The sequence below is a fragment of the Chryseobacterium sp. KLBC 52 genome (genome assembly GCF_003347605.1).
Taxonomy (GTDB): domain Bacteria; phylum Bacteroidota; class Bacteroidia; order Flavobacteriales; family Weeksellaceae; genus Chryseobacterium.
Genome location: NZ_QDFZ01000012.1, coordinates 1 through 24,236, shown reverse-complemented (window position 1 = coordinate 24,236; position 24,236 = coordinate 1). Strand labels below are relative to the sequence as shown.

Here is a 24,236-nt window from a genome sequence, read left to right as displayed (position 1 = left end):
TCTGCTTAAAATAAAAGCGAACGAATTTATAAAAAATAAAATTTATATTAAATATTCTTTTTAAAATATAACGTTTTTTAGGAACTTTTTTGTATACCTTATCATCGTAAAATGGATAGAACCAACATTATATCAATTGCAAAGAGCACTTTAGAAATAGAAATTTCTGAACTAGAAAAATTAAAAAACAGAATTGATGACCCATTTGCGCGGGCTGTGGAGATTATTCACTCAGCGAAAGGGAAGCTGATTGTGGTAGGAATAGGAAAATCTGCCCACGTGGGTAACAAAATTGTTGCTACCCTGAATTCTACGGGTACGCCTTCTCAGTTTTTGCATGCTTCGGAAGCTATTCATGGAGATCTTGGAGTCATTCAGAAACAGGATGTTGTTTTATGCATCTCGAATTCCGGAAACTCTCCTGAAATTGCCAATCTTGTCCCTTATTTAAAGGATTATTCTTCGGCTTTAATAGGAATGACAGGAAATAAAACCAGTAAACTGGCTGAATTTTCAGAAGTTATTCTGGATACTCATGTGGACGTTGAAGCTTGTCCGAATAAACTGGCTCCTACAAGTTCTACAACTATACAGATGGCTTTGGGAGATGCTTTAGCTGTTGCTTTAATGGAACTGAATGATTTCAAAGCTAATGATTTTGCTAAATTTCACCCCGGAGGAAGCTTAGGAAAGAATCTTACTTCTAAAGTAGAACAGTTTTTATCTTCCCAAAAACCTGAGGTAACAGAAAATTCTTCCATAAGAGATGTCATCATTTCCATCAGTGCTTCAAGCCACGGAATCACTGTAGTAACCAATGAAGATCAGATTATTGGGGTGATCACGGATGGAGATTTAAGAAGAATGCTGATGAAAGGAGAAGATATCAGTAAGGTATCGGCTAAAGATATTATGTCTGCCCGTCCAAGAACTATCGAAAAAGAAGCTCTGGCAAAAGAAGCCATGAAAGTTCTGAAAGAAAATAATATCGGCCAGCTGGTAGTAACAGAAAACGGAAAATATTTCGGGATTATAGACCTGCATAAACTGCTGGATGAAGGAATTAATTAGAAGATAAAAATTCAGAAGTTGGAGGTTAATAAATAAAAGATAATTGGCAGATTAAAAGTAAAATTTAACTAATAACCTGCAGACTCTTGCTTCTGTCATTTTTTTTATAAATTTGCGCTTTAAAAATTGTATTCTGTGAGTGATGGTAAAGACATGTCCTTCCTTGGACATATAGGAGAATTAAGAGGGCATCTGATCCGTTCGATTATTGCTATCATAATTGCGGCTTTTGTGGTTGGTTTTAATATCAACTGGATAATGGACCATATCTTTTTTGGGCCCACCAGAAATGATTTCCCGACCTTCAGAGTTGTTAATCATTTTTCAAGAATGATTTTAGGAGAAGACAGTATTCATCTTCCAAAGGACTTCCCGGTTCGTGTACAGAGATTGTATCAGCAGTTCAATGTAATGATGGCTGTTTCAATTTTTGGTGGAATGGTGGCTGCATTTCCGTATATCGTATGGGAACTGTGGCGTTTTATTGGTCCTGCTTTGCATCCAAGAGAAAGAAAGAATTCTATTTATATTATTAATGCGGTATGGATTCTTTTCATGACCGGAGTATTATGCGGTTATTTCCTGATTCTGCCGTTTGCCGTTAATTTCGGGGTTATTTTTAAAATCTCAGACATTATCGTTCCGCTTTATGATTTAAGTGATTATACCACTTTATTTTTACAGGTGGTTTTGGGTATGGGCGTTATTTTCCTTTTCCCTATTTTGATTTACTTCCTTACAAGCATTGGAATTCTTACCCCTACATTTATGAAGACCTACCGTCGTCATGCTATCGTTTTGATTATGGTGGTAGCAGCAATCATTACTCCGGCAGATGTTTTGAGTATGCTGATGGCTGCGTTCCCGCTGCTTATATTATATGAGTTCAGTATTATGATGTGTACCTTCACTTATAAAAAAGTCCAGAAGAGCAACGGAAATCTTCCTGCAGTACAGAAATAAACGGTATTTTTTACTAAATAAAAGCTTAAGCGCTACTATTCAATTGAATGGTAGCGCTTTTTTTATTAAAAAAATCAACATTAATTATATTTATTCTTAATATAATTAAAAACAACGATAAAGTTTAACTAAAATTATAAAGTTTAGAGAAATTAACAATGTATCACTAACTAAAGATTTAAAAAAATAAACTATCTTTAAAACCTAAATAACAATCAATAAAAAAATATGAAAAAGAGAATTATTTTCGTCTTTGCATTGGCTTTAAGTCTGGGTGGTCTGCAGGCACAACGCTGGGAACCGGTCTCAGAGAAAGTTATGCAGGTAAGAAAAGAAGTAAAGGTAGAATATGCCTACAAATTTGATCTTTCTGCATTAAGAAATCAACTAAAAAATGCTCCTGAAGCAGGAAAAGGAGGAAACGCCGTAATTGTTTCTATCCCTACGGCAGATGGAAGAATTGAAAGGTTTTCAGTGTACAGTTCGCCGGTAGTAGAAAAGTCTATGGCGGACCGATATGAATTGGGAGCATATGCAGGTATCGGGCTGGATAATCCGCATAAACAAATCCGGTTCAGTACAGCACCCAACGATTTTCAGTCTATGACATTCAATACAGATACAGGAAAATACGAATTCATAGAACCCATCAATAAAGAAAAGGATGTGTATGGAGTCTTTTTCAAATCCAACAAATCTCATGAAGATCCTTTCGAATGCAGAACTGCTGAGCCTGAGAAGGCAAAGAAAGAAATGAATAAGCTGCTTAAAACAAAAAACGTTTTAAAGGGTTTAGGGAACGCTAATAAAAGTAATGAACAAAAATACAGAACCTACAGAATTGCCATCTCCGTAAATGGTGAATATACGCAACTTGCCGGAAGTGTGCCTTTGGCTGCAGCCCGTATTAATGCTACCATGAACCGTGTAAATGGTGTTTTTGAAAAAGATTTTGGAATCCATATGATTGTACAGGATCTTCCCCAACTTATATTTGCAGATCCCGCTACAGACCCTTATTCAAATGTAATCACCAATTCAAACGGAACCTATAGCGCGCCTGGCGCCTGGAACCTGCAGCTTCAGCAAACGCTTACCAATACTGCCGGTGTAGGGAATGCCGCCTATGATATAGGACATTTCTTTGGCCACAGAGGTGGCGGCGGAAGTGCCGGAGATGTAGGAAATGTCTGCAGAAATCCTGCAAACAACAATGATGCTACTTCTAAAGGAGCAGGAATAACTTCTCCTTCTACTCCGGATCAGCCTTTTGGAGATAATTATGATATCGATTTTGTAGCTCATGAAATCGGACACCAATTCGGTGCAGCACACACGATGTCTATTGCTTTACATGGAGCCCACATGGAGCCGGGATCGGGATCTTCAATTATGGGATATGCCGGTATTACCAACTATAATGTTCAGATGCATTCTGATGCTTATTTTCATACTAAAAATATTGAAGAAGTAGGTGCATATGTCAATGCTCAGGACTGTGGAGTTATTACTAATGTGGCCAATACACCTCCTTCTATACAGCCAATGGCTAATAAAATGATCCCTAAAGGAACACCTTTTGTGCTAACAGCTTCTGCAACAGATACACAAAATGACCCTATGACTTATACCTGGGAACAATATGATCTGGCTACATCTGCTTTTGGACCCGTGAGTGCAACCAGAAATAATGGGGCAAATTTCAGATCATTGATGCCTACAACCTCGCCTACTCGTTACTTCCCTAAATTCACCAATGTTCTTAACGGTACTCTTACCAGTGCAGTAGACTGGGAAACTGTATCCAATATCCCAAGAACGATGAATTTCAAAGTAACCGTGAGGGATAATAATCCGGATGCTGCACAACAACAGACACAGAGCAGCCTGATGAAGGTGGACATAGGAAATGAAGGTCCTTTCAAAGTAACTTCAACTACGGTTTACAATAATACACCTGGAGCGATTACCTGGGATGTGGTAAATACCAATAATGCTCCATATAATGTTCAAAACGTTAAAATAGATTATACTACAGACAATGGAACGACATGGACAGTTATCAGCCCATCTACAGCTAATGACGGATCTGAGCCGTTTTCTTTCTCTTCTCTGGCAACAGGTGCCAGCGTAAAAATAAGAGTAAGCGCCATTGATAATGTATTCTACGCTGTTGGAAATGCTACCGTATCTGCCTCTGCAAGTGCTTGTACAACATCTGCTCCAACAGGAATTACAGTAACCGGTATTACAAGAACTTCAGCATCTGTAAACTGGACAGCGTTAGTAGGAGCAACATACTCTGTAATGTATAGAAAAGTAGGGACAGCAACATGGACTACTGTTCCTGTTTCAACAAATTCTTATACTATTTCAGGGCTTACAGAAGCTACTCAATATGAAGTACAGGTAGCCAATGTTTGTAGTGCTTCGGTTGGTGCTTATTCAGCATCAACGAATTTTACAACGTCTCCATTTGCGAAGTGTTCAATCACAGGAACAAATGCTGCTGACGAGTATATTTCCAATGTTACAGTAACCGGTGCCGGAATGAGCCCTGTTTCAAACAATAGCAGCAATACACCTTACACAGACTATACCACAGACCCATCGAAACTTATTACCCTTATGTCAGGATCTACAGGGAATAATGTAAGCATAACCAAAGGATGGACAAGTGCTCAGTACAATGACGGAGTAACAGCATGGATAGATTTTAACAGAGACGGAGTATTCTCTTCTTCTGAAGTCATCTACACCAGCGCAGCTAGTACCATATCACCTGTTTCCGGAACATTCTCCGTACCGGCAGATGCTTATACGGGAGGAAACGTAATTATGAGAGTTGTATTAGGATATGAAAGCCAGCCAAACAGCGGATGCAGCAACCAGCAATATGGTGAAGTTGAGGATTATCCGGTATTGATTCAGCAACAGCTTTCTACCAGTGAGACGGTGAAAGATAAGAACTCAATCCAGATCTACCCTAACCCGGCAAGTGATGTATTGAATGTAACTCAGATTTCACCTAAAGCTCAGTTTATCATTACGAATATGGCGGGTCAGAAAGTAATGAACGGCCAGATCAATGACAATAAAATCTCCGTATCAAAACTAAGTACAGGAGCTTATATTATTTCAATTGAAGATAAAGGAACGACTTCAAACCTGAAATTCATCAAAAAATAAAACCTAACCAGTTTTTACAGCCCGGCAATGACCGGGCTTTTTTTATGTCTTCTTAAAATCTGTATTTAATTTGATTTCCGGCATGTGCTATTAATTTAATTTTATACTTTTGAAAAGATTTAATATACGTTTAAATGAAAAAATTGTCATATACACTCTTATTTGCGTCAGGGCTGGTTTTCGGACAGTTCTTTGAAAAGGATAAGGTTTTCACCAAACAGGATACTTTAAAAGGTTCCAATACTGAATTCAGAAATTTTTGGGATGTCAAAAAATATGATCTTTCCGTAGAACCGGATTTTGAGCAGAAAAGTATCAAAGGAAATAATAAAATCAGCTTTGAGATTATAAAAGATGTTACCAATCCTGTTTTTCAGATTGATCTTCAACAGCCGATGAAAGCGGATAAGGTGGAAGGGAATTTTCCTATTGCCAATTATAAGCAGGATGGAGACTTTATCTTCATTACAACGAATAAGAAATTCAAAAAAGGCGAAAAATATACCATTAACGTCACCTATTCCGGAAAGCCTACCATAGCCAAAAAAGCACCGTGGGATGGCGGCTGGGTTTTCACGAAAGACGAAAAAGGAAATCCATGGATGACTGCTGCTGACGAAGGAATAGGAGCTTCAATCTGGCTTCCTACCAAAGACATATGGAGTGATGAGCCTGATAACGGGATCATTATGAAAATTATAACGCCTAATGATCTGGTGGGTGTGGGGAACGGCAGACTCACTGATAAAAAAACAACCGGCAGTAAAACCACTTATACCTGGGAGGTTAAAAATCCTATCAATGCCTACTCCATTATCCCGAGTATAGGAAAATATGTAAACTTCAAAGATACATTTGAGGGTGAAAAAGGAAAACTGGATCTGGATTATTGGGTAATTGACTATAATCTGGACAAGGCAAAAAAACAGTTTGAACAGGTAAAACCTATGCTATCAGCTTTTGAATACTGGTTTGGTCCGTACCCGTTTTATGAAGATTCATACAAACTTGTAGAATCTCCTCACCTTGGCATGGAACATCAGAGTAATGTAGCCTATGGAAATAAATATCAGAACGGATATCTTGGCAGAGATCTCTCCGGGACAGGAGTTGGGTTAAACTGGGATTTCATTATTATTCATGAAAGCGGCCATGAATGGTTCGCCAACAACATTACAGCAAAAGACCAGGCTGATATGTGGATTCATGAAAGTTTCACCAACTACTCCGAGACTCTTTTCACAGAAAAATATATGGACAAAAAATCTGCTGACATCTATGTTCAGGGGATCAGGAAATTGATAGACAATGACATTCCTGTTATTGGCCAGTACGGGGTAAGAAATGAAGGCAGCGGAGATATGTACCCGAAAGGAGCCAATATGCTTCACACGATAAGACAGGTGATCAATAATGATGAAAAATTCAGACAGATTTTAAGAGGTTTAAATAAAGATTTTTATCATCAGACGGTTACCACGCAACAGGTAGAAAATTATATTTCCTCAAAATCAGGAATTGATTTTTCAACGGTCTTTGATCAGTATCTGAGAACCATTAAAATACCAACCCTGGAGTATACTCAGGATGGTGACACTTTAAAATTCCGATATACAGATGTGGTAAAGAATCTGAAATTACCTATCATCATCAATGGAGATCAGACCATAAATCCAACAGAAGAATGGCAGACCGTAAAGCTTAAAAAGAACATTCCTGTTGAGTTAAACCCGAACTATTACATCAATTATAAGAATACTCAATAAAGAAAAAAGGCAGATTTGCACACCCGCAAATTTGCCTTTTCGCTTTTTGATATCAAAACTTTAAGAAAAGTTTAATACTTTTTCCGTAACAAACTCAGAAAAAAAGCAACTATTTAACTATTAATTTAAACCTAATGAGAAAAACAGTACTTAGCCTTGGTATTTTTGCTGCTTTTTTAGCAAATGCTCAGTCTATAAAAACCACCATTGACCTTGTTAATGTAAAAGATGATAAAGTAGCCGTTACCATGGAATTCCCGAAAATGAAATCCGGTGATATTAAATTTCATTTCCCCAAAACGGTTCCAGGTACATATTCTGTAGACGACTACGGAAGATTCATTGAAGGAATCAAATTTTACGATAATAAAGGAAAAGAACTTACTTATACTAAAGTAAACGACAATACCTATTCATTGAAAAATGCTCAGGCACTTTCCAAAATCTCATATCTTGTGAATGATAGTTTTGATGATGAATTGGATACATCAAAGCATAAAGCTGTATTTTCTCCTTCAGGTACTGATATTGAAGAAGGAAAAGTATACATGATCAATACTCATGGATTCATAGGATACATTGAGAATATGCAGGATGTTCCTTATCAGCTGGTGGTTCAGAAACCAACTGATTTCTATGGAACCACAGCATTGGTAGATCAGGATAAATCAGATAATACGGATACCTATACTCTCGCCAACTATGCTAAAGTAACAGATTCTCCGTTAATGTACACCAAACCGGATTATATTACCTTCAATGCCGGAGGAATGGATCTTGTACTGGGTGTATATTCTCCGACAGGAAAATACAAAGCCGCAGATTTTAAAGACAATCTTGAAAAAATGGTTGTTGCCCAGAAGAAATTCCTGGGGGATATGAACACGAATAAAAAGTATGCCATCATGCTGTATCTTTCCGGTGGTGACGGCCCTACAGTAAAGGGTTTCGGAGCGTTGGAACATCACGAGTCTACAAGTGTGGTTCTTCCTGAAGCTATGCCGAAAGATGCTATTGACAATACCATTACAGATGTGGTTTCCCACGAGTTTTTCCATACTGTAAACCCTTTGAAGACCCACTCTGAAGAGATTCACTATTTCGACTATGCAGATCCAAAAATGTCTCAGCACTTATGGATGTACGAAGGCGGAACGGAATATTTTGCCAACCTATTCCAGATTCAGGAAGGATTGATCAACAAAGATCAGTTCCTTGAAAGAATCGGTGAAAAAATTGCCAACTCCAAGAGCTATGATGATACAATGCCATTTACGGTAATGAGTAAAAATGTATTGGTAGAGCCTTATAAAGATCAGTACAGAAATGTATATGAGAAAGGAGCTCTTTTAGCCATGTGTTTAGACATCGAGCTTAGAAAATTGTCCAACGGAGAAATGGGATATCGTGATATGATCAGAAAATTGTCTCAAAGATTTGGTGAAAACAAACCTTTCAAAGATGATAAGCTGATTGACGAACTGGTAACAGTAACCGGATATCCTCAGGTAAAAGACTTCTATAACAAATATATTGCAGGAAACCAGCCAACCCCTTATGCACAATATCTGAGCATGGTGGGCGTAGATATTAAAAAACAGGAAAGCCAGCCTCTTTTCTGGTTTATCAAAGATCCCAACCAGACTGGTTTTGATGAAAAGACCAATGCTTTTGCTTTTGACGATCATTCTGCATTATCTCCATTTGCAAAAAGTATCGGATTTAAAATCACTGACCAGGTACTTGCTTTAGACGGAAGAACGGTAGATATCAAAAAGGTACAGGACTTTATTGGTTATACCAGAACCATCAAAGAAGGACAGGAAGTTACGGTAACTATTTTAAGAGATAATGCCGGTAAGAAAGAGAAAATGACCTTAAAAGGAAAGGCCGTTCTGGATAAGATGACCATGGAAACGCCTATATTCAAGGCAAATCCGACTCCGGAAGAACTGAAACTACAAACCCAGTGGCTTACTGGTAAAAAATAAAGAGAAAAGCGGGGAAATTTTCCCCGCTTTTTATTTTCTTCAAGTTGAGCATTTTAAACAAGTCTAAGATGACTTGATGCAAACCTAACAGGTTTTGAAAACCTGTTAGGTTTCTTATTTGTAAAATGTTTTTTTACTTAAATGTAGTTTTCATCTATTTTGTCATATTATTTATCAAATACTTATTCTGCACCCAACAAATTATTCACCTTTTTAAAGTCAAATGTTCATGTTGTATAAACTAATAGGATGATTTTAAAAATAATACACATAAAGAATATAAATTAATTATAAAAAGTTATGAATTTAAGATTTGAACCATAAAAATATTATATTTAAAACACTAACATTAAACACTTAATTATGAAAAATCTAACAAGAAAACAAATGCTTAATTTTTATGGAGGACTTTTAGATGGAGAAAAGTATAAAGTTAAAACAACAATGTTTTATGGATATTGTTCCGGTACTCCTGGTGGCCAAATGATATATAGTAAATACTATGCAATTGAATGGTCTGATGGTTCTGTTACCTATTTTAATGTTATTGGAAACCCAGTTTATTCATCAAACTAATTTCCTTAAAATAATTCTAAAAGTAGTGCCCTTACCCACGTCGGTTTGGGCAATTTTAATATCACCATTATGATATTCGTGAATTACTCTTTTCGCTAAAGACAATCCTAACCCCCAACCTCTTTTCTTAGTAGAATAACCTGGTTTAAAAGCATTTATAGACTGCTGCTTTGTCATCCCGCTTCCATTGTCTTTTACTTCAATGAGAATATTTTTATTTCTTTCAAAAACAGACATGGTGATAGCGCCTTCTCCTTTCATCGCATCCACGGCGTTTTTCACCAGATTTTCAATCACCCAGCTCATCAGAATTTTGTTATGAGGAACCAGCACAGTATAAGTAGGTAAATTAAGTGTAAAATTGATTTTTCTGGAGATTCTTGTTTTTAAATAATCATAATTCTCCTGAATAGTTTCACTAAAATTTCTGTCATTTAACTCAGGAATAGAGCCTATCTTTGAAAATCGTTCTGAAATCGTTCTCAGTCTTTCAATATCTTTTTCAATCTCATGTACGCCATCTGAATCCGGATTATCAAGCTTCATAATTTCTATCCACCCAATCATAGAAGACAGAGGAGTCCCAATCTGATGAGCCGTTTCCTTAGCCAAACCTGCCCAAAGATACCCTTCATCTGTTTTCTTTATCGTTCTTAAAAACCAAAATGAAAATAACAGATAAGCTAATATGAATAATCCTAAAAAATAGGGGTAATATCTTAAATTATTAAGCAGTTCTGAGTTATCATAGAAAACAAGTTGTTTATCTCCATTTGCAACTTCAATTTCAAAAGGATTATAATGACTTTCCATTTTAGTAATCAGATTGTTCAGTTCATTAGGATCAGCCAAAATCTCCTTAGCAATATTTCGTGAGCTTCCCTCAAACAAAAATGGTTGTTTATTTTCGTCTGTAAGTATTGACGGAATCTGATCATTCTCCGTAAGAATTGCAAAGAGAAGCTCCTGAGTTTCTGAACTTTTTTGTTGATTATCCTGTAGAATTCTTATTGCTGTAGCAAAAACTTTTATTCTTTCAGCCTCTTTTTCTCTTAAGTTTTTAATAAGAAAATTAGATGAAACAATTAATGCTACAACCACCAATGTAAGCAATGCAAAAACGAAAAAATTATTGATTCTTGACAGAAGCGGACGATTTTTCATTAAATTTTATTTTAAAACATTCAGGATTTTCTGCAGCTCTGTATTTCCACTTCCCTGATAATTGTTGATGATAATCGAAAATACATATTTTTTCCCATCTTTTGCGGTGTGGTATCCTGCGAAAGATTTGGTGTCTCTCATCGTTCCGCTTTTCATCTTCATTCCATTATCCTGAACCGGAAATCCATCATAGTACGCTTCAAACCACGATTGTTTTTTAGCATATAAAAGAGCCTGAACTTCAGCTTTTGCGGACACATAATTCTGTGGAGAAAGCCCGCTTCCGTCAGCAAAATTGATCATATTAGAATTAATTCCCTTTGATTTCCAGAATTCTTTCAGATAAGAAACGCCGCTTTTGAAACCTGAATTTCCTTTTTTCTCTTTTCCTAAAGTTTTAATCAGCGTTTCTCCGTAAAGATTGATACTTTTTCTTAAAAACCAATAGACAATTTTATCCAGCGTTGGAGACTGATAAGTGAGGATTATATTATTTTTCGGAGCTGCTAAAGCCTGTTTTCCTTCTATTTCAAGTTGAGAATTCGTGACTGCTTTTCCTGACAATTCAATTCCGGATTCTTTCAGCCATTGTTTTACTTCTGTGGCTAATTGGAGGGGCGGATTAGGAGTAGAACCGGAAACGGTTACTGTTTTTCCCGCCGGAAGCATTCCATTAATCAAAGCAACATCAGAATGAGGAGCGGTAAAAATCAGACTTTGATCGGAGCTTCCGCCTGTTTTAAGATCATTGAGCCACTTCACACCTTCCAGCGGATAAGAAAAGCTTTTAAAATCGGTTCCGTTGATATTGATATCAAACTGGTTTTCTTTCCAGTTGACTCCCCAAACTCCAGCTCCGTAGTAATTGCCAAGATCGTCCCATGGCCAGCCTCCCGGAATCGTCTGATGGTCAAAATAAGAATCGTCAATCACCAGATCACCGGATATTTTTGAGATTCCTGAATTTTTAATAGCGTCAATCAGTTTCTTTTTAAAATTTTCGGGTTTATAGCCATCATACCTCCAGCTTCCTAATGTAGGATCACCATTGGAGCTGATGAAAAGATTACCGTTCAGCGTTCCTCCGGAGATATTTCCGGAATAGCTTGAAGTGGTGGTGAAAGTATAGTTTTTTCCTAATGTTTCAAGTGCTGCTCCTGCCGTGAAAATCTTTTGTGTAGAAGCAGTAGAAAGCCCCTTATTTCCTTGATATTCATATATAAAATTGCCATTTTCATCGGAAACATAAAAAGATAAACCGGAGGATACTGCTCCTGAAGAATCCATAAGATCCTTTGTTACTTTATCTAATTTTTGGGCTATATTCTGTGCAGCAACTATCTGTACAGAAAGCACAAGAACAGCAAGTGTTTTTTTCATTGCATTGTTGTTTGGATCTAAGCAAGCAGGTATCAGATACAGTTCGCAAGACTATTGATGCTGGTCGGTAACTGAACCTTTTGCACTATTTAATTCTAATCAAATATAGTTAAAATAAAAGCTTTTTATACTCAGTGAGATCATCGGAAGTGAAAAGAATCTGATGGTCAGGAGATTTTTCAAATGAACGATCATGTTTAAAATATTTCTCATAATCGTCTTCATCTATGAAAATATCCATCTGGCATTCTTTGATATAATTTGATTTATCACCATAATCCTGAACAAAATATCCGGAATCATTCCAGGGTTCATGATGACAGCGCAGACAATTTCTTTGGTGCACAGCTTTATAACCGCATATTTCACAACCATTCAAGCTTTGAAACAAGGTAGAAATTTCCTGCTGTCTGTCTTTTGGAAATAATGATAAAGGAATTGTTTTTAAAAGCAGATAGTAGTTAGGCTCCTGCCATGAAAAATATTTCTTTCCTTCCCAATCAATCTGTCCCGTGTAAAGACACAATCTCTGAAGATCATATTCTACCTCAGCTTTAACAATATTCTGAATATTCAGAACAGTCTCATTGCCTCTTTTGACATTCTGGTTGTCATCAATTTCAATAACGGGCTGCTGTTCCAGAAAGTGATTCAGGCACAATGTGGTCTGCCATGAACCGATTGTTCTCATCTTACTTTCTTCTCCACAGATCTCACACGTCCTGACAGACAGTTCCGAATATTTACTTTTGATTTTTTTAAGTTTGTCATTGAGCGTTTCATCTTCAGAATAGGTATAGCACCTCAATTCACCAAACTTTTCTTTTCCAAAGACACGATGATCCCTATTCCAGCCTGCAACAGCAAATTCATGCAGCAAGTTGCGGATCAGGTCATTCCACCCTGTACTGTTTACTGAAAAATTAGTCAGATTACGTTCTATAAAAAGGTCAATTTCTTCTTTGTTCATTAAAGTCTGCTTCCTGCTTCTATTTCGTAAGGCTCTTTCCCTTTTTCAAAAATCCTTGTCAGCTCACTTCCTTCCACAGTAATAGAATCATTTGTTCTTCTGATCCAGTTCCCTTCTCTAAGTCCTACCACTTTGATATCATTTTGGGTAAGGAATTCCTGAATACGGGTTTCTCTGGTTTCTCCATTATGTTTCAAATCCGGATTAGGATCAAGATAGTGCGGATTGATATTGAAAGGAACCAATCCCATACAGTCGAAACTTGGCGGATATACAATGGGCATATCATTTGTCGTTTTCATATTCTGACCTCCGATATTGCTGCCTGCACTGCATCCAAGATAAGCTTTTCCTCCTGATACATTTTCTTTCAGGACAGACATCAGTCCTTCCTCGTGTAATGTTTTAACCAATAAAAAAGTGTTTCCGCCTCCGGTAAAGAACCCTTTTGCCTGATGAATGGCTTCTTTTTTATCTTCAAATTCATGAAGTCCTTTTACTTTTATATGGATGGTTTCAAAGAAAGAACGTGCTTTGGCAGTATAATCATCGTGGGAAATCCCGCCTGGTCTTGCGAAAGGGATAAATACAATTTCGTCAATTCCCTTGTATAATTGGATTAATTCTTCTCTTAAGTATTCCAGATATTCTCCACCAAAAAGTGTGGATGTCGAGGCTAATATAATGTTCATATGGCGAAATTATAAATATTAATAAAAAAATGAATCACAAAGATAGGTTCAAAGATGAACGAATCAAAAATTAAACTAAAAAAATACTATTTCCCGTTAATATTTTCTAAAAAAACTTAAAGCCTCTAAAATTTAAGATTTTGTGGAATTATTATTGAATTTTAGATTTTGAATTTAAAATATAAGATTATGAAAATGAGTAAAATTAATAGTAGAAGTCTATTTTTAGGTTTAATACTAGCGGGAAGTGTAAGTTTTGTAAACGCACAAACAACGCAGCCGGAAACGTCGGCTTCCACAAGCCAATCAGCAAACCCAACTATTGAAGGTCTTAAAAAACAGATCGCAGCCAATCCAAAAGATGCAGAGTCATTAGCAAAACTGGCTAATGCCTACCAGGAAGCTTCAGACTGGCCCAATGCCATTGATACCTGGAAGAAAGTGTCTGTTTTATTACCAGACTGGGCCCCATCTTATTACAGCCAGGCCTACGCCTATCAGTCTGCAAAAGATGATGCCAATGCAAAAATTGCTTACGAAAAGTATATTGCAACAGTAAAACCTGAAGAAGTAGAGCAAAATAAGAAAAATCTTGCATACGCTTATTTCTATCTTGCCTTTACAGAACAGCAAACTGATCCTAATAAAGCAAAAGAACACATTGCAAAATCGATACAGTATGACCCAACCAATGAGGATGCTGTAAAGCTTAGCAAAACATTAAATTCTTAGTAAATAAAAAAGACCGGAAAAATTTTCCGGTCTTTTTGTTTAGTTATATATGTTTTAATATCAAAAATCATGATCTAAATTTAACGCAAAGATCGAGTAAATGTTGTTAAATTTTTGAGGAAGCAAAGGATGGAATCAATGAAATTGATTCTTTCTAAGCGCATGGATATCATAAAGCTTCATCAGCGACATTGTATTATTTGAAATTTTGTCTTGCTATGATCCTACTCAATCATCTTTCCGAAAAAATCTGTTTCCCCATGCAGATGTCTGATAATTTTCTCAATATTTCTCTGAATACTGGCTTCTGTTTTTAAATTATTGATATACCGGATCAGCTCATGTCTTCTTGAAGGAATCAGGTTTTCAAAATTTGCTGTTGCCAGAGTACTTTCTTTAATTGCTTTTTCCAATTGCGGGTGGATAGAAATACTTCTGTCAGAATCATCAAACTCCAGAACAACCTCAATAGTTTCTCCGATTCTTTTCGGAGAGTTTTTCAGCATTGTCAGATTCACATACAGCCTCCATTCTCCCAGATATTTCATCAGGTTCTGCTTAAATTCTTTTCCATTTACCGTCCCTTTTACAGCGATGGGACTTTTATTTCTCCCTGATTCATTAAAAATCTCTTCCAGAATTTCTTCAGGAATAAAAACAAAAGGATTAATTCCTATAATTTCCAATGTAGCGGTAAAACTGTTGTTTTTCATGGATGATAAATTTAAACTAGTCAGGCTGGAAGCTGGAAGCTAGAAGCCAGAAGCCAGAAGCAAAAATAACTATTTGATTTAAGATCAACATACAATTATTTTTTTCAATTACTCAAACTCTCTCACTCTCAAACTCTCCTACACTCAAACTCTCTTACTCTTAACTCTGTAACTCAAACTCTCTTACTCTTAACTCTGTAACTCAAAATTCATACCTCAGAACCCAATTAATTCCCTATCTTTGTATCAATAAATCTATTTATCAAAATGAAATTTTTTATTGACACAGCTAATTTAGAGCAAATCAAGGAAGCAAGAGATCTTGGGATCTTAGATGGGGTAACTACCAATCCTTCATTAATGGCAAAAGAAGGAATTCAGGGAGCTGAAGCGATCAAAAACCATTATAAAACGATCTGCGAACTTGTAGACGGAGATATTTCTGCAGAAGTTCTTTCTACAACGTATGAAGAAATGATTAAGGAAGGAGACGAATTGGCTGCTATTCACCCGAATATCGTTGTTAAAATTCCGATGATCAAAGACGGAATCAAAGCTTTAAAATATTTTTCTGATAAAGGTATCAAAACAAACTGTACATTGATCTTCTCTCCAGGACAGGCTCTTTTGGCGGCTAAAGCGGGAGCAACTTATGTTTCTCCTTTCTTAGGAAGATTAGATGATATTTCTACAGACGGCTTGAACCTTATTCAGGAAATCAGATTGATTTTCGATAACTATATGTTCGAAACTGAAATCTTAGCAGCTTCTATCCGTCACTCTATGCACATCATCGACTGTGCTAAAATCGGAGCAGATGTTATCACATCTCCACTTCCTCCGATCTTGAGCTTATTGAAGCACCCATTAACAGACAGCGGACTGGCTCAGTTTATTGCAGATTCTCAGAAATTAGCATAAATCACTGATCTTATTCAGATATAAAAAATCCCGGAACGCTGTTCCGGGATTTTATTTTTCTATATTGTAAGTTTATTTCAGCAGATCCAGTTCAAGAATATTATTCTGTTTTTTAATATTGGCTTTCGCCACAGCTTCCTGATCTCTGCTTGCCTGTACCGGGTCCAGTATCTTTCCTGTACTGTCTCTCATCTCAATGATGGTGCCCTGTGCCAGCATTTGTTTTTGACTCTTCATAGGATCCTGGCGGTAATCATTAAACGCTTTTTTAAATTTAGCTTCGTTGAGTGTGATAAGGGTATGATAACGCTGTTTATCTTTGGTACTCTTCCATTCATATCCAGCCGGAAGTTTCTGGCTGCCTTTTAATTCGAATGAATGAGAATGGGTATTATCTTCCACTTTTACAATCAATCCCGGAAGTCCATAAAACTTGTACGGTCCGTCCTGAATGGGAAGATCTGTAGTGAACCATGCCGTCCATTTTCTGCCGGCAAAATCACAAACAGCTTTCTGTGCACTAAATTCTCCTATTTTTTCTTTTTCGGGAAGAATTGTCCAGTTCTGCTTTCTCTTTTCCTCTACCTGGTATTCATCAGAACCCAGAGTAGTAAAGAAGTTGGTGGAATATTCAGGATACATTTTTTCAATGTTGTAGCGTATTTTGCCTTTAAACTTAAAATTTCCGAGGTTAATATGTAAGCTTTCAGTATCTTTTTCAGTAATAGCCCTCATCGTGGAGTCGGACTGGAAGTAATCTTTGCTGTAAAATTTGGATCCTTTGGAGGCTACTTCCAGGTACATGGTTTCACTTAGCTCTTTATCTCTCGCGGTAGAGTCAGTGATAAATTTGTACTCGTAGATAAATCTTTGATTCTGTGCACTAGTCATTACAGCCAGTATAAGGCTGAATAGAGTGATCATTTTTTTCATGGTTAGTTTACTATAGTTTTTAGTTTTTTTCTGTTATAAGTTTAACAACCTTACATGGATTGCCCACGGCTACTGCATTATCCGGAATATCCTTTGTAACAATACTTCCCGCTCCAATCACCGAATTATTTCCGATAGAAACACCCGGAAGTACCACCACATTTCCCCCCAGCCATACATTATCACCTACTCTGATCGGATGTGCATATTCCAGTCCCTCATTCCTTTGCTGTACATCAAGCGGATGACCCGCTGTATAAAAGCTGCAGTTGGGACCAATAAAGACATTATCACCAAATTCTACTGTAGCGCAATCCAGAATAACAAGGTTATGATTGGCATAGAAATTCTCTCCTGCTTTTATATTATATCCGTAATCGCACCAGAAATTGGGTTCTATACAGATATTTTCTTTACTACTGCCAATAATCTTTCTGAGCAGTCTGTCTCTGTTTTCTGTATCTGAGTTTTTCAGACCGTTATATTCCTGGCAAAGATCTTTGCAGGCAATACGTTCCTGAATCAGTTCTTTATCATAATTGGCATTGTATAAAAGCCCGGCTGCACATTTTTCCTTTTCTGTCATAAGATATAACGTTGATTATTATTGCTTATTGCTTATTGCTTATTGCTTATTGCTTATTGCTTATTGCTTATTGCTTATTGCTTATTGCTTATTGCTTATTGCTTATTGCTTATTGAAAGATAAAAAATATAATATAACATCATGAATTGATATTTGTCACATTTTGTTTGACTACTTTTGTCAAACAAAAACAGGATGACACGTTTGCCATCCTGTAAATATTAGAAAATATAATTTTAATTTACCAGATCCGGTTCAATGGGATTGTTATCTTTTTTTAGGGCTTCTTTAGTATTTTTTTCTATTTCCCTAAGTACCTGATTGGGATCTGAGATTTCTTTGCCATCTCCTGTTCTCACCTTGAAACTAAATTTGGTATTGCCATCGCCATTTTTCATCATCATTTCTCTCATATTTTTAGCAGGATCATTTACATACGACTTCCATACTTTTTTAAATTGATCTTTCGTTACTTCCAGCTCTTTTCCGCCTATTCCCAATACTTTTACATGATCAGGCATCTGCATTTCCGATTCACCGGCCGGAGTATTAATCGTTTTATTACCTTTCATTGTCATGATATGAGATCCGGTAGTGTCCTCAATTTTTACGATAAGGCCGGGAAGTCCGTAAAAAACATAGGGTCCATCCTGAAAAGGAAGATCTGTCGTAAACCAGGCTATCCATTCCCTGCCTCCAAAGCTGGCAGTGGCTTTCTGAGTCTGATACTCTTCTATTTTCTGTTTCTCAGGTAATATTTTCCATTCCGGTTTCTGGTCTTCTTTTATTTTATATTTATCAGTGGAAACGCTTCTGAAAAGATAGGTTTTGAAATCAGGATATTGTTTGGTCACTTTATAAGAAACCTGCCCGGGCTTTTCCCGTCTGTTAACACTGATATTTCCGCCTCCGGCTTTTAACTGTTTTTCAAGTTCTGCCTTTCCAATAGAATCTGATACAAATTTATCTCGGCTGTAATAGCTTGATCCGCCTTTATCGATATCGAGCAACATCATTTCGGTCTTTACATCTTCCTTATTATTGGAATCCGGAATAAACTTATATTCATAAAAAAACCTGTTAACCTGTGCACTGGCAAGCACACCCAGAAATAAAAAAAATAGAATTTTACTTTTCATAATGTATGTTTAAAAAAGACTTTGCCAATCTGAAACTGACAAAGCCTGATGGAACTTTATTTCTTTGTTTCGATTCTTATTTCCCCCTGCTTAACATCTCCTTTTTTCTGAGTATTGACATTAACTTTCGATATATTGCCTGTATCCAATGAGTTTACATCATCCTTAGAAACTTCTCTTCCGTCAATATAATACTTGTATTGTACATCATCATTACCGCTTATTCTGAAATTTTTCACCCCATTCATGGCAATATTTCCGTTGCCATCCTTTTTGATAAAATCAGCATTCATTACAATAACATCAGGTTTACCGTCAAATTTAATAAATGCTCCGTTTCTAAAACTGACAGATCTTTTCTCTGCTTCTGCACGGGCTTTTTCAACTTGTTTTCGGATTTTTTCCCCATCAATTCTGATTCTTTCAGCCTTCACTCTGATTCTGTCTCCTTCAGCTCTTGATGTTTCACCTTCCACTCTGGCTTTTACCGCTTCTTTCATCGCATCTCTGGCTTCTGCCATTGCTTTTCGTACTTCTTCTTTTTCTTTAGCACTCAGATCCTTATAATAAACGGTGTTATTATTTTTAAAGTAAACTACTTTGGGAGCCTTTGGGGCTAGTGGAGCTTCTGGAGCAATTGGCGCCAGAGGTGCATCCGGTGCACTAGGCGGTGTGGGCGGAATGATGTGTTTTACTGCTCTTGCAGCCTCTCTTCCCGCTTTTTTAGCTGCTCTTTTTATTTTGCGAAGTTCTTTCTTATCAAGAGGATCCATATTTTCAAGTTCCTTCATTTGATTTTTCCATTCAGCAGAATTGAAATATTTATCAACTTCAACTTTTGAAGCAATTTCTCCTATCTCTGAAGCCAGATTGCTTATTTCTTCTATTTTATCGCTGAAGAGATCACTTTCGGGATCCAATCCTTTCAGCTCTTTCTCTTTTTCTTTTATTTTCTTTTCAAGCCCTGCAATTTTTGTCTGGTCTTCAGGCGATACGGTTTTCAGTTCCGCAATTTTTCCCTGAGCCGATTTTTCAGGCCTGATGGTATCTTTTTTTATTTCTGAAACTGCTTTTTTAATAGAAAGGTTTGTTTCTTCAATTTCTCTGTTTTTGGCATTTACCAGATAAGCAAAAGCAACAGAGAATACTACCGGTAAGGCAAAAATTCTTCGCGCATATCCGAACTTGGTTTTTGGTTTTTGTAACATCTTAAGTCTTTTTTTAAGGTTTGAACTTAGAAACGGACTGGTAACAGGCAACTGTGTTCCGGAAAAGTGGCTTGCTAAAAGCATCTGCGCAAATGCTTTGGTGTCCGATTGTTTTACGGCTTTTTTATCAGCCAGATATTCATGGATTAAATTAATTTCTCTTTTAATGAGATGAAAGAAAGGATTGAACCAGAAAACAGAAGTTACCATCTCGATAAAGATCTTATCAAAGGAATGTTTCTGCTCAATATGTACCATTTCATGCTTTAAAATCTGTTTTCCGATATCAGAATGCAGGGTAATTGTATTCTTCCAGAACAGGTTTTTAAAATAAGAAAATGGAGCTTCGGTAAGGTCTGTACGGTAAAAATTGATCCCGTCAAAACTTTCTTTCTGAAATTGGTTTTTAAACTGCTGGATTTTGAAAATCCCATACAACAGCTTCCCTAAAAAATAGAGAGAAACCAGTCCCAGAGCTGAAAAAATAATGTTAAAATAAAGGTTACCATTGTCTATGTTTTTTTCTGTGTTAAAATTCTGAATCTTGTCAAGAAGCATATACATATCATTATTTACCTCTATCGTAAAATCATCTATTCTGATGAGTGGTAACAAAAGTGATATCACAATCGCACCCAGCAGATAAAATCTGTTATAATGATGGAATGTCTTGTCTTTTAATGACAACTGATAATACAAAAATGTTACACCTGAACATAAAATAGTTTTCCCAAAGTATAAAAGTATGGCTTCCATAGGTCTTAGTCTTTCTTTTTGAGTTCATCTAATAACATCTCAAGATCTTCTACTGTCATTTCATTTTTTTCTACCAAAAATGAAACGGCACTTTTGTAAGAACCTTTGAAATAGTTCTTCACAAGACTTTTTATGGTCTTCCCTGAGTATTGTTCTTTTGAAACAAGTGGAAAATACTCATGTTGTCTTCCATGGACACGATAGTCTACAAATTCTTTGTCCTTCAATACTTTTAGAATGGTAGAGACTGTATTGGTATGGGGCTTGGGATCCGGAAAAAGATCAAGAACATCCTTTAGAAATCCTTTTTCTATTTTCCATAAATACTGCATTACCTGTTCTTCTGCTTTTGTTAAAGTCTGAATTTTCATATCCTGTTCATTTATCAGTTATAGTGATATAAACCTTTCGATATTACTATCACTAAGAAATTAGTTATACAAATGTAGAAATAAAATCGAATCAAACAACTATTTTTTTAGTGATAAACACCTACGTAATATTAATTATCTGATAATCAATGAAATAAAAATAGTTAAAATATATTAAATTTTTAAGAGAGTGAAAATACAGCCTGCTTAATCGATAGAAAAAGAAGCTTTTCAGAGGTAAATTCTTAAAACTTGTTAATTTTTATTAAATAAAATTAAAATGAATTTGTTTTAACCGGGAAATTATATTTATTTTAGTGCTTTAAAAATTTCTCATGAAAAGATATAATTTACTGATTGTACTATTACTGCTTATTTTTAACGTTACTACAGCACAAAAGAAGGGTTCTCCTGCTGCCGATCTTAGCATATTAAAAGATACAAAATCAAAAATTGAAGCTACCGTTCCTTTGGTTATTCAGCATCTTCAGACGATCTCTACCAAAGAAGGAGATAATAATATTGTGAATAACGGGAAGATTGCTCTGGGTAGAGAATATGGTATTTTAGAATCTGAATGGTTTTTATACAGAAACAATATGAAAAACTGTATCCTGAACAATTCTTCCAAAAAAGCTAAGAAATGTATGGAATATCACAACAATATGTTGAGAGGTACAATGATCAATTACAACAATTATATTACCAACCTTACAAGAAAGAACGGATATTTAGGAGTTGAGGGAGATACAAAATTTGAATTCAAACCTGCTGATATTGCTACAAAACTAAGCGAAGCTTATTTCAATGCAAATGATGCAGCCGGCAGAATGAAAGCGGATCAGAAAAGAGACTTTTTAGGACAGACAATGTCTGATGACAACAAGCTTACTCCTTACGCTCAACTGGCTCAATAATATTTAAATATATTTAAGAATAAAAAAAGAGAATGACCATCGTCGTTCTCTTTTTTATTCAAAAGCAAAAAATCTCCGCCGGAAAAAGCAGTTTTGTGGTACTAATCATAAAACCGTGGGGAAAAAGTAGAAAATTAGGCAGAGATTTTTTTGCATACGCTCTACAGATCAACTGTCCTACCCATGATCTGTAAGAGCTTTACAAAAATAGGATTATACCCTTCTGCAGGTTGAAAATACCTGTAGAATTAAGTGTTAAGAACTGTAGAACTAATACTACTTATCATTATAGAAGTAAAATACCACAAAAAAAGATCATCTTCTAGCGGCTTTATTCTATTTCCACCAATGGTAATAATTATGCAATCCGTCATATTCAAACCCACAGCGTGGATATAATTGGTTTCCTATATCATTCGTCTTTTCGGTTTCAAGCATCAGCCCGCATGCTCCTGTTTCTTCACACCATTGTTTACTACGGTCAATTAATGCCACAGAAAGTCCTTTTCCTCTATAATCAGGATGAACAAAAAGATCACTTAACAGCCATTGTTTTTGTAATCTGGTATAATGAAATAATTTGTAAAGCTGCACGAATCCTACGGCTTTTCCGTCCACTACTGCCAGAAAAATATCGGATTCACTGTTTAAAAACCGTTCTTTGAGAAAAGCCTTCCCTTTTTCTACATCTGATTCCTGCCTGTAAAAAATACGGTAAAGATTGAACAATTCAGCCGTTTCATCAAGATCCTCAAGACTTGCCTTTTTAATCATGTAATTCATCGTTATATCTATTTTTATTAACAGAGCAAAAATAGCTTTAAACAGGACCAGTGATATCATCCAGAATCATATTAAAACAATAGTCCAGACAGACTTACTCTGATCTTTTATTAAACTACGCAATGAATACCACATGTTTCGGATTGTATTGTTCTGAGGAACTATAGATTTTTGCAGAATAAAATCAAACCAATGAAAGATATTGTCCGTACAATCAAAAATACAGACTGGCAGAACGTTACAGAAAAAATGCATCAAAACGGGTATGCCATCATTCCTGATCTGTTGTCTGGGGAAGAAGGTGAACTATTAAAAGCAGATTACGATCATTCTTCTCTTTACCGCAAAACAGTTGTCATGGCCAGACACCGTTTTGGATTGGGTGAGTATAAATACTTTACCTATCCATTACCAGAAATCATTCAAACTATACGAACAACAATGTATCCCTATCTGGCTTCTATTGCCAATACGTGGTTTAAAGCTTTAGATATTGACATTCATTTTCCTTTAGAGCACCAGGAGTTCCTGAACCTGTGCCATCTTAACAGCCAGCAAAAAGCTACGGTTTTAATTTTGAAATATGGAAAAGGTGGGTTTAATACGCTGCATCAGGATTTATATGGAGATATCTATTTTCCCATTCAAATTGTTGTTATGCTCAGCGAACCCGACAAAGATTTTACAGGCGGTGAGTTTGTCCTTACCCAACAGATTCCGAGAGCGCAGTCAAAAGCCATTGTTTTAAAACCTAAAAAAGGAGATGTCCTTATTTTTACGACTCAGTTTAAACCGGAAAAAGGAACCAAAGGATACTACAGAGTCAATATGAAACATGGAGTAAGTGAAGTGAGAGAAGGAAACCGCTATGCGCTAGGTATTATTTTCCACGATGCAACCACCTAATTATTAAATAAATGAACTATGATTCAGCATTCTCAGATCACAGCCGAAAGTCTTAGAAGTAAAATCCACCACCGAGACATTTCTTTTGGAGGGAATAAAAAACTGAAAATCTATGGATTGCTCAGCTGCCACTCAGGAAAAAGAATGAAGAAAGAAAACAGGATCTTCTTTGCAGACGAAAAAGAAGCTTTAAAAAATGGCTATCGTCCCTGCGGGAATTGTATGAAAGAGGCATATAAGCTGTGGAAAAACCAATAATAATTACCATATAACCTTTTCCCTATTTATTTTACCGAAGATAAAATCTTTGGGTCTTACTCAAAATGTAAATTCAGTTATAAAAATTTGTCTCTTCGCAGTATTCCGAGCTAAGATTGCTTCACTTTGTTCGCAATGACTGGATAATAAATAAAAAAGAGAAGCAATACATATTGCTTCTCTTTCGTTTAGTAGCGGGAACCGGACTCGAACCGATGACCTTCGGGTTATGAGCCCGACGAGCTACCTAC

The 24,236-nt window shown here is 36.2% G+C and carries 22 protein-coding genes; 11 read left to right on the top strand and 11 right to left on the bottom strand.

The annotated features are described in order from the left end of the window. The first annotated feature begins 111 nt into the window (after positions 1–111). From DDF69_RS13630 to DDF69_RS13605, 6 genes are all read left to right on the top strand, one after another. Positions 112–1,071, top strand: coding sequence for an SIS domain-containing protein (locus DDF69_RS13630; RefSeq protein ID WP_114821272.1), 960 nt, complete (start codon positions 112–114; stop codon positions 1,069–1,071). 135 nt (positions 1,072–1,206) lie between these two features. Further along, positions 1,207–2,034 (top strand): twin-arginine translocase subunit TatC, encoded by an 828-nt coding sequence (gene tatC, locus DDF69_RS13625; RefSeq protein ID WP_183037386.1) that lies wholly within the window; start codon positions 1,207–1,209, stop codon positions 2,032–2,034. A 228-nt stretch (positions 2,035–2,262) separates the two neighbouring features. Further along, the gene (locus DDF69_RS13620) at positions 2,263–5,223 is read left to right on the top strand and encodes a reprolysin-like metallopeptidase (protein WP_114821271.1); all 2,961 of its coding nucleotides are present in this window, start codon (positions 2,263–2,265) and stop codon (positions 5,221–5,223) included. A gap of 134 nt (positions 5,224–5,357) precedes the next feature. Next, positions 5,358–6,989 (top strand): M1 family metallopeptidase, encoded by a 1,632-nt coding sequence (locus DDF69_RS13615; protein WP_114821270.1) that lies wholly within the window; start codon positions 5,358–5,360, stop codon positions 6,987–6,989. 134 nt (positions 6,990–7,123) lie between these two features. Further along, on the top strand, positions 7,124–8,980 hold the full coding sequence (locus DDF69_RS13610) for a PDZ domain-containing protein (RefSeq protein WP_114821269.1): 1,857 nt from the start codon (positions 7,124–7,126) through the stop codon (positions 8,978–8,980). 363 nt (positions 8,981–9,343) lie between these two features. Next, positions 9,344–9,556 (top strand): hypothetical protein, encoded by a 213-nt coding sequence (locus DDF69_RS13605; RefSeq protein ID WP_114821268.1) that lies wholly within the window; start codon positions 9,344–9,346, stop codon positions 9,554–9,556. Here the strand turns inward: DDF69_RS13605 and DDF69_RS13600 are convergent. The 4 genes from DDF69_RS13600 to pepE form a co-directional block, all read right to left on the bottom strand. Then, the gene (locus DDF69_RS13600; RefSeq protein ID WP_114821267.1) at positions 9,548–10,720 is read right to left on the bottom strand and encodes a sensor histidine kinase; all 1,173 of its coding nucleotides are present in this window, start codon (positions 10,718–10,720) and stop codon (positions 9,548–9,550) included. The genes DDF69_RS13605 and DDF69_RS13600 overlap by 9 nt on opposite strands. A gap of 6 nt (positions 10,721–10,726) precedes the next feature. Next, a complete protein-coding gene (gene dacB / locus DDF69_RS13595) occupies positions 10,727–12,100 on the bottom strand; it encodes a D-alanyl-D-alanine carboxypeptidase/D-alanyl-D-alanine-endopeptidase (RefSeq protein WP_114821266.1) in 1,374 nt (457 codons plus the stop codon). Positions 12,101–12,209: 109 nt separating this feature from the next. Then, positions 12,210–13,070 carry a hypothetical protein gene (locus DDF69_RS13590; protein WP_114821265.1) on the bottom strand — a complete coding sequence of 287 codons (861 nt, stop codon included), beginning with the start codon at positions 13,068–13,070 and terminating at the stop codon, positions 12,210–12,212. After that, entirely contained in the window at positions 13,070–13,762 is a 693-nt protein-coding gene (gene pepE, locus DDF69_RS13585) for a dipeptidase PepE (RefSeq protein ID WP_114821264.1), read from the bottom strand. Before pepE ends, DDF69_RS13590 begins: the two co-directional genes overlap by 1 nt. A 195-nt stretch (positions 13,763–13,957) precedes the next feature. On the opposite strand from pepE, the gene DDF69_RS13580 reads away from it, so the two are divergent. Next, the gene (locus tag DDF69_RS13580) at positions 13,958–14,494 is read left to right on the top strand and encodes a tetratricopeptide repeat protein (RefSeq protein WP_228411995.1); all 537 of its coding nucleotides are present in this window, start codon (positions 13,958–13,960) and stop codon (positions 14,492–14,494) included. A gap of 224 nt (positions 14,495–14,718) precedes the next feature. Here the strand turns inward: DDF69_RS13580 and DDF69_RS13575 are convergent, their stop codons facing one another. Then, positions 14,719–15,207, bottom strand: coding sequence for a YdeI/OmpD-associated family protein (locus tag DDF69_RS13575; RefSeq protein ID WP_114821262.1), 489 nt, complete (start codon positions 15,205–15,207; stop codon positions 14,719–14,721). Positions 15,208–15,474: 267 nt separating this feature from the next. Here DDF69_RS13575 and fsa point away from each other — a divergent pair, with 267 nt between their 5' ends. Beyond that, on the top strand, positions 15,475–16,128 hold the full coding sequence (gene fsa / locus DDF69_RS13570; RefSeq protein WP_047094862.1) for a fructose-6-phosphate aldolase: 654 nt from the start codon (positions 15,475–15,477) through the stop codon (positions 16,126–16,128). A gap of 72 nt (positions 16,129–16,200) precedes the next feature. Here fsa and DDF69_RS13565 read toward each other — a convergent pair whose 3' ends face one another. The 5 genes from DDF69_RS13565 to DDF69_RS13540 form a co-directional block, all read right to left on the bottom strand. Next, the gene (locus DDF69_RS13565) at positions 16,201–17,061 is read right to left on the bottom strand and encodes a GLPGLI family protein (protein ID WP_114821261.1); all 861 of its coding nucleotides are present in this window, start codon (positions 17,059–17,061) and stop codon (positions 16,201–16,203) included. A gap of 19 nt (positions 17,062–17,080) precedes the next feature. Next, positions 17,081–17,647, bottom strand: a complete 567-nt coding sequence (locus DDF69_RS13560; RefSeq protein ID WP_114821260.1) for a sugar O-acetyltransferase — start codon at positions 17,645–17,647, stop codon at positions 17,081–17,083. Between the two features lie 236 nt (positions 17,648–17,883). Continuing rightward, positions 17,884–18,786, bottom strand: coding sequence for a GLPGLI family protein (locus DDF69_RS13550; protein WP_114821258.1), 903 nt, complete (start codon positions 18,784–18,786; stop codon positions 17,884–17,886). Between the two features lie 56 nt (positions 18,787–18,842). After that, the gene (locus DDF69_RS13545) at positions 18,843–20,750 is read right to left on the bottom strand and encodes a M56 family metallopeptidase (RefSeq protein WP_114821257.1); all 1,908 of its coding nucleotides are present in this window, start codon (positions 20,748–20,750) and stop codon (positions 18,843–18,845) included. Between the two features lie 5 nt (positions 20,751–20,755). Beyond that, a complete protein-coding gene (locus DDF69_RS13540; RefSeq protein ID WP_114821256.1) occupies positions 20,756–21,121 on the bottom strand; it encodes a BlaI/MecI/CopY family transcriptional regulator in 366 nt (121 codons plus the stop codon). Between the two features lie 335 nt (positions 21,122–21,456). Here DDF69_RS13540 and DDF69_RS13535 point away from each other — a divergent pair, with 335 nt between their 5' ends. After that, positions 21,457–22,038 carry a hypothetical protein gene (locus tag DDF69_RS13535; protein ID WP_034695632.1) on the top strand — a complete coding sequence of 194 codons (582 nt, stop codon included), beginning with the start codon at positions 21,457–21,459 and terminating at the stop codon, positions 22,036–22,038. A gap of 336 nt (positions 22,039–22,374) precedes the next feature. Here the strand turns inward: DDF69_RS13535 and DDF69_RS13530 are convergent, their stop codons facing one another. Further along, entirely contained in the window at positions 22,375–22,821 is a 447-nt protein-coding gene (locus DDF69_RS13530) for a GNAT family N-acetyltransferase (protein ID WP_114821255.1), read from the bottom strand. Between the two features lie 192 nt (positions 22,822–23,013). Between DDF69_RS13530 and DDF69_RS13525 the strand changes: the two genes are divergently transcribed. Further along, positions 23,014–23,727, top strand: coding sequence for a 2OG-Fe(II) oxygenase (locus DDF69_RS13525; RefSeq protein ID WP_114821254.1), 714 nt, complete (start codon positions 23,014–23,016; stop codon positions 23,725–23,727). Positions 23,728–23,745: 18 nt separating this feature from the next. Further along, on the top strand, positions 23,746–23,985 hold the full coding sequence (locus DDF69_RS13520; protein ID WP_114821253.1) for an Ada metal-binding domain-containing protein: 240 nt from the start codon (positions 23,746–23,748) through the stop codon (positions 23,983–23,985). Positions 23,986–24,236 lie beyond the last annotated feature (251 nt).

Excerpts from the sequence above, each read along its gene's own strand:
- DDF69_RS13545 (WP_114821257.1), bottom strand. The coding sequence starts at position 20,750 with ATGGAAGCCATACTTTTATACTTTGGGAAAACTATTTTATGTTCAGGT.
- fsa (WP_047094862.1), top strand. The coding sequence starts at position 15,475 with ATGAAATTTTTTATTGACACAGCTAATTTAGAGCAAATCAAGGAAGCA.
- DDF69_RS13600 (WP_114821267.1), bottom strand. The coding sequence starts at position 10,720 with ATGAAAAATCGTCCGCTTCTGTCAAGAATCAATAATTTTTTCGTTTTT.
- DDF69_RS13525 (WP_114821254.1), top strand. The coding sequence starts at position 23,014 with ATGAAAGATATTGTCCGTACAATCAAAAATACAGACTGGCAGAACGTT.
- DDF69_RS13535 (WP_034695632.1), top strand. The coding sequence starts at position 21,457 with ATGAAAAGATATAATTTACTGATTGTACTATTACTGCTTATTTTTAAC.
- DDF69_RS13530 (WP_114821255.1), bottom strand. The coding sequence starts at position 22,821 with ATGAATTACATGATTAAAAAGGCAAGTCTTGAGGATCTTGATGAAACG.
- DDF69_RS13520 (WP_114821253.1), top strand. The coding sequence starts at position 23,746 with ATGATTCAGCATTCTCAGATCACAGCCGAAAGTCTTAGAAGTAAAATC.
- DDF69_RS13560 (WP_114821260.1), bottom strand. The coding sequence starts at position 17,647 with ATGACAGAAAAGGAAAAATGTGCAGCCGGGCTTTTATACAATGCCAAT.
- DDF69_RS13550 (WP_114821258.1), bottom strand. The coding sequence starts at position 18,786 with ATGAAAAGTAAAATTCTATTTTTTTTATTTCTGGGTGTGCTTGCCAGT.
- DDF69_RS13620 (WP_114821271.1), top strand. The coding sequence starts at position 2,263 with ATGAAAAAGAGAATTATTTTCGTCTTTGCATTGGCTTTAAGTCTGGGT.
- dacB (WP_114821266.1), bottom strand. The coding sequence starts at position 12,100 with ATGAAAAAAACACTTGCTGTTCTTGTGCTTTCTGTACAGATAGTTGCT.
- DDF69_RS13630 (WP_114821272.1), top strand. The coding sequence starts at position 112 with ATGGATAGAACCAACATTATATCAATTGCAAAGAGCACTTTAGAAATA.
- DDF69_RS13610 (WP_114821269.1), top strand. The coding sequence starts at position 7,124 with ATGAGAAAAACAGTACTTAGCCTTGGTATTTTTGCTGCTTTTTTAGCA.
- DDF69_RS13565 (WP_114821261.1), bottom strand. The coding sequence starts at position 17,061 with ATGAAAAAAATGATCACTCTATTCAGCCTTATACTGGCTGTAATGACT.
- pepE (WP_114821264.1), bottom strand. The coding sequence starts at position 13,762 with ATGAACATTATATTAGCCTCGACATCCACACTTTTTGGTGGAGAATAT.
- DDF69_RS13615 (WP_114821270.1), top strand. The coding sequence starts at position 5,358 with ATGAAAAAATTGTCATATACACTCTTATTTGCGTCAGGGCTGGTTTTC.
- DDF69_RS13540 (WP_114821256.1), bottom strand. The coding sequence starts at position 21,121 with ATGAAAATTCAGACTTTAACAAAAGCAGAAGAACAGGTAATGCAGTAT.
- DDF69_RS13575 (WP_114821262.1), bottom strand. The coding sequence starts at position 15,207 with ATGAAAAACAACAGTTTTACCGCTACATTGGAAATTATAGGAATTAAT.
- DDF69_RS13590 (WP_114821265.1), bottom strand. The coding sequence starts at position 13,070 with ATGAACAAAGAAGAAATTGACCTTTTTATAGAACGTAATCTGACTAAT.
- DDF69_RS13580 (WP_228411995.1), top strand. The coding sequence starts at position 13,958 with ATGAGTAAAATTAATAGTAGAAGTCTATTTTTAGGTTTAATACTAGCG.
- DDF69_RS13605 (WP_114821268.1), top strand. The coding sequence starts at position 9,344 with ATGAAAAATCTAACAAGAAAACAAATGCTTAATTTTTATGGAGGACTT.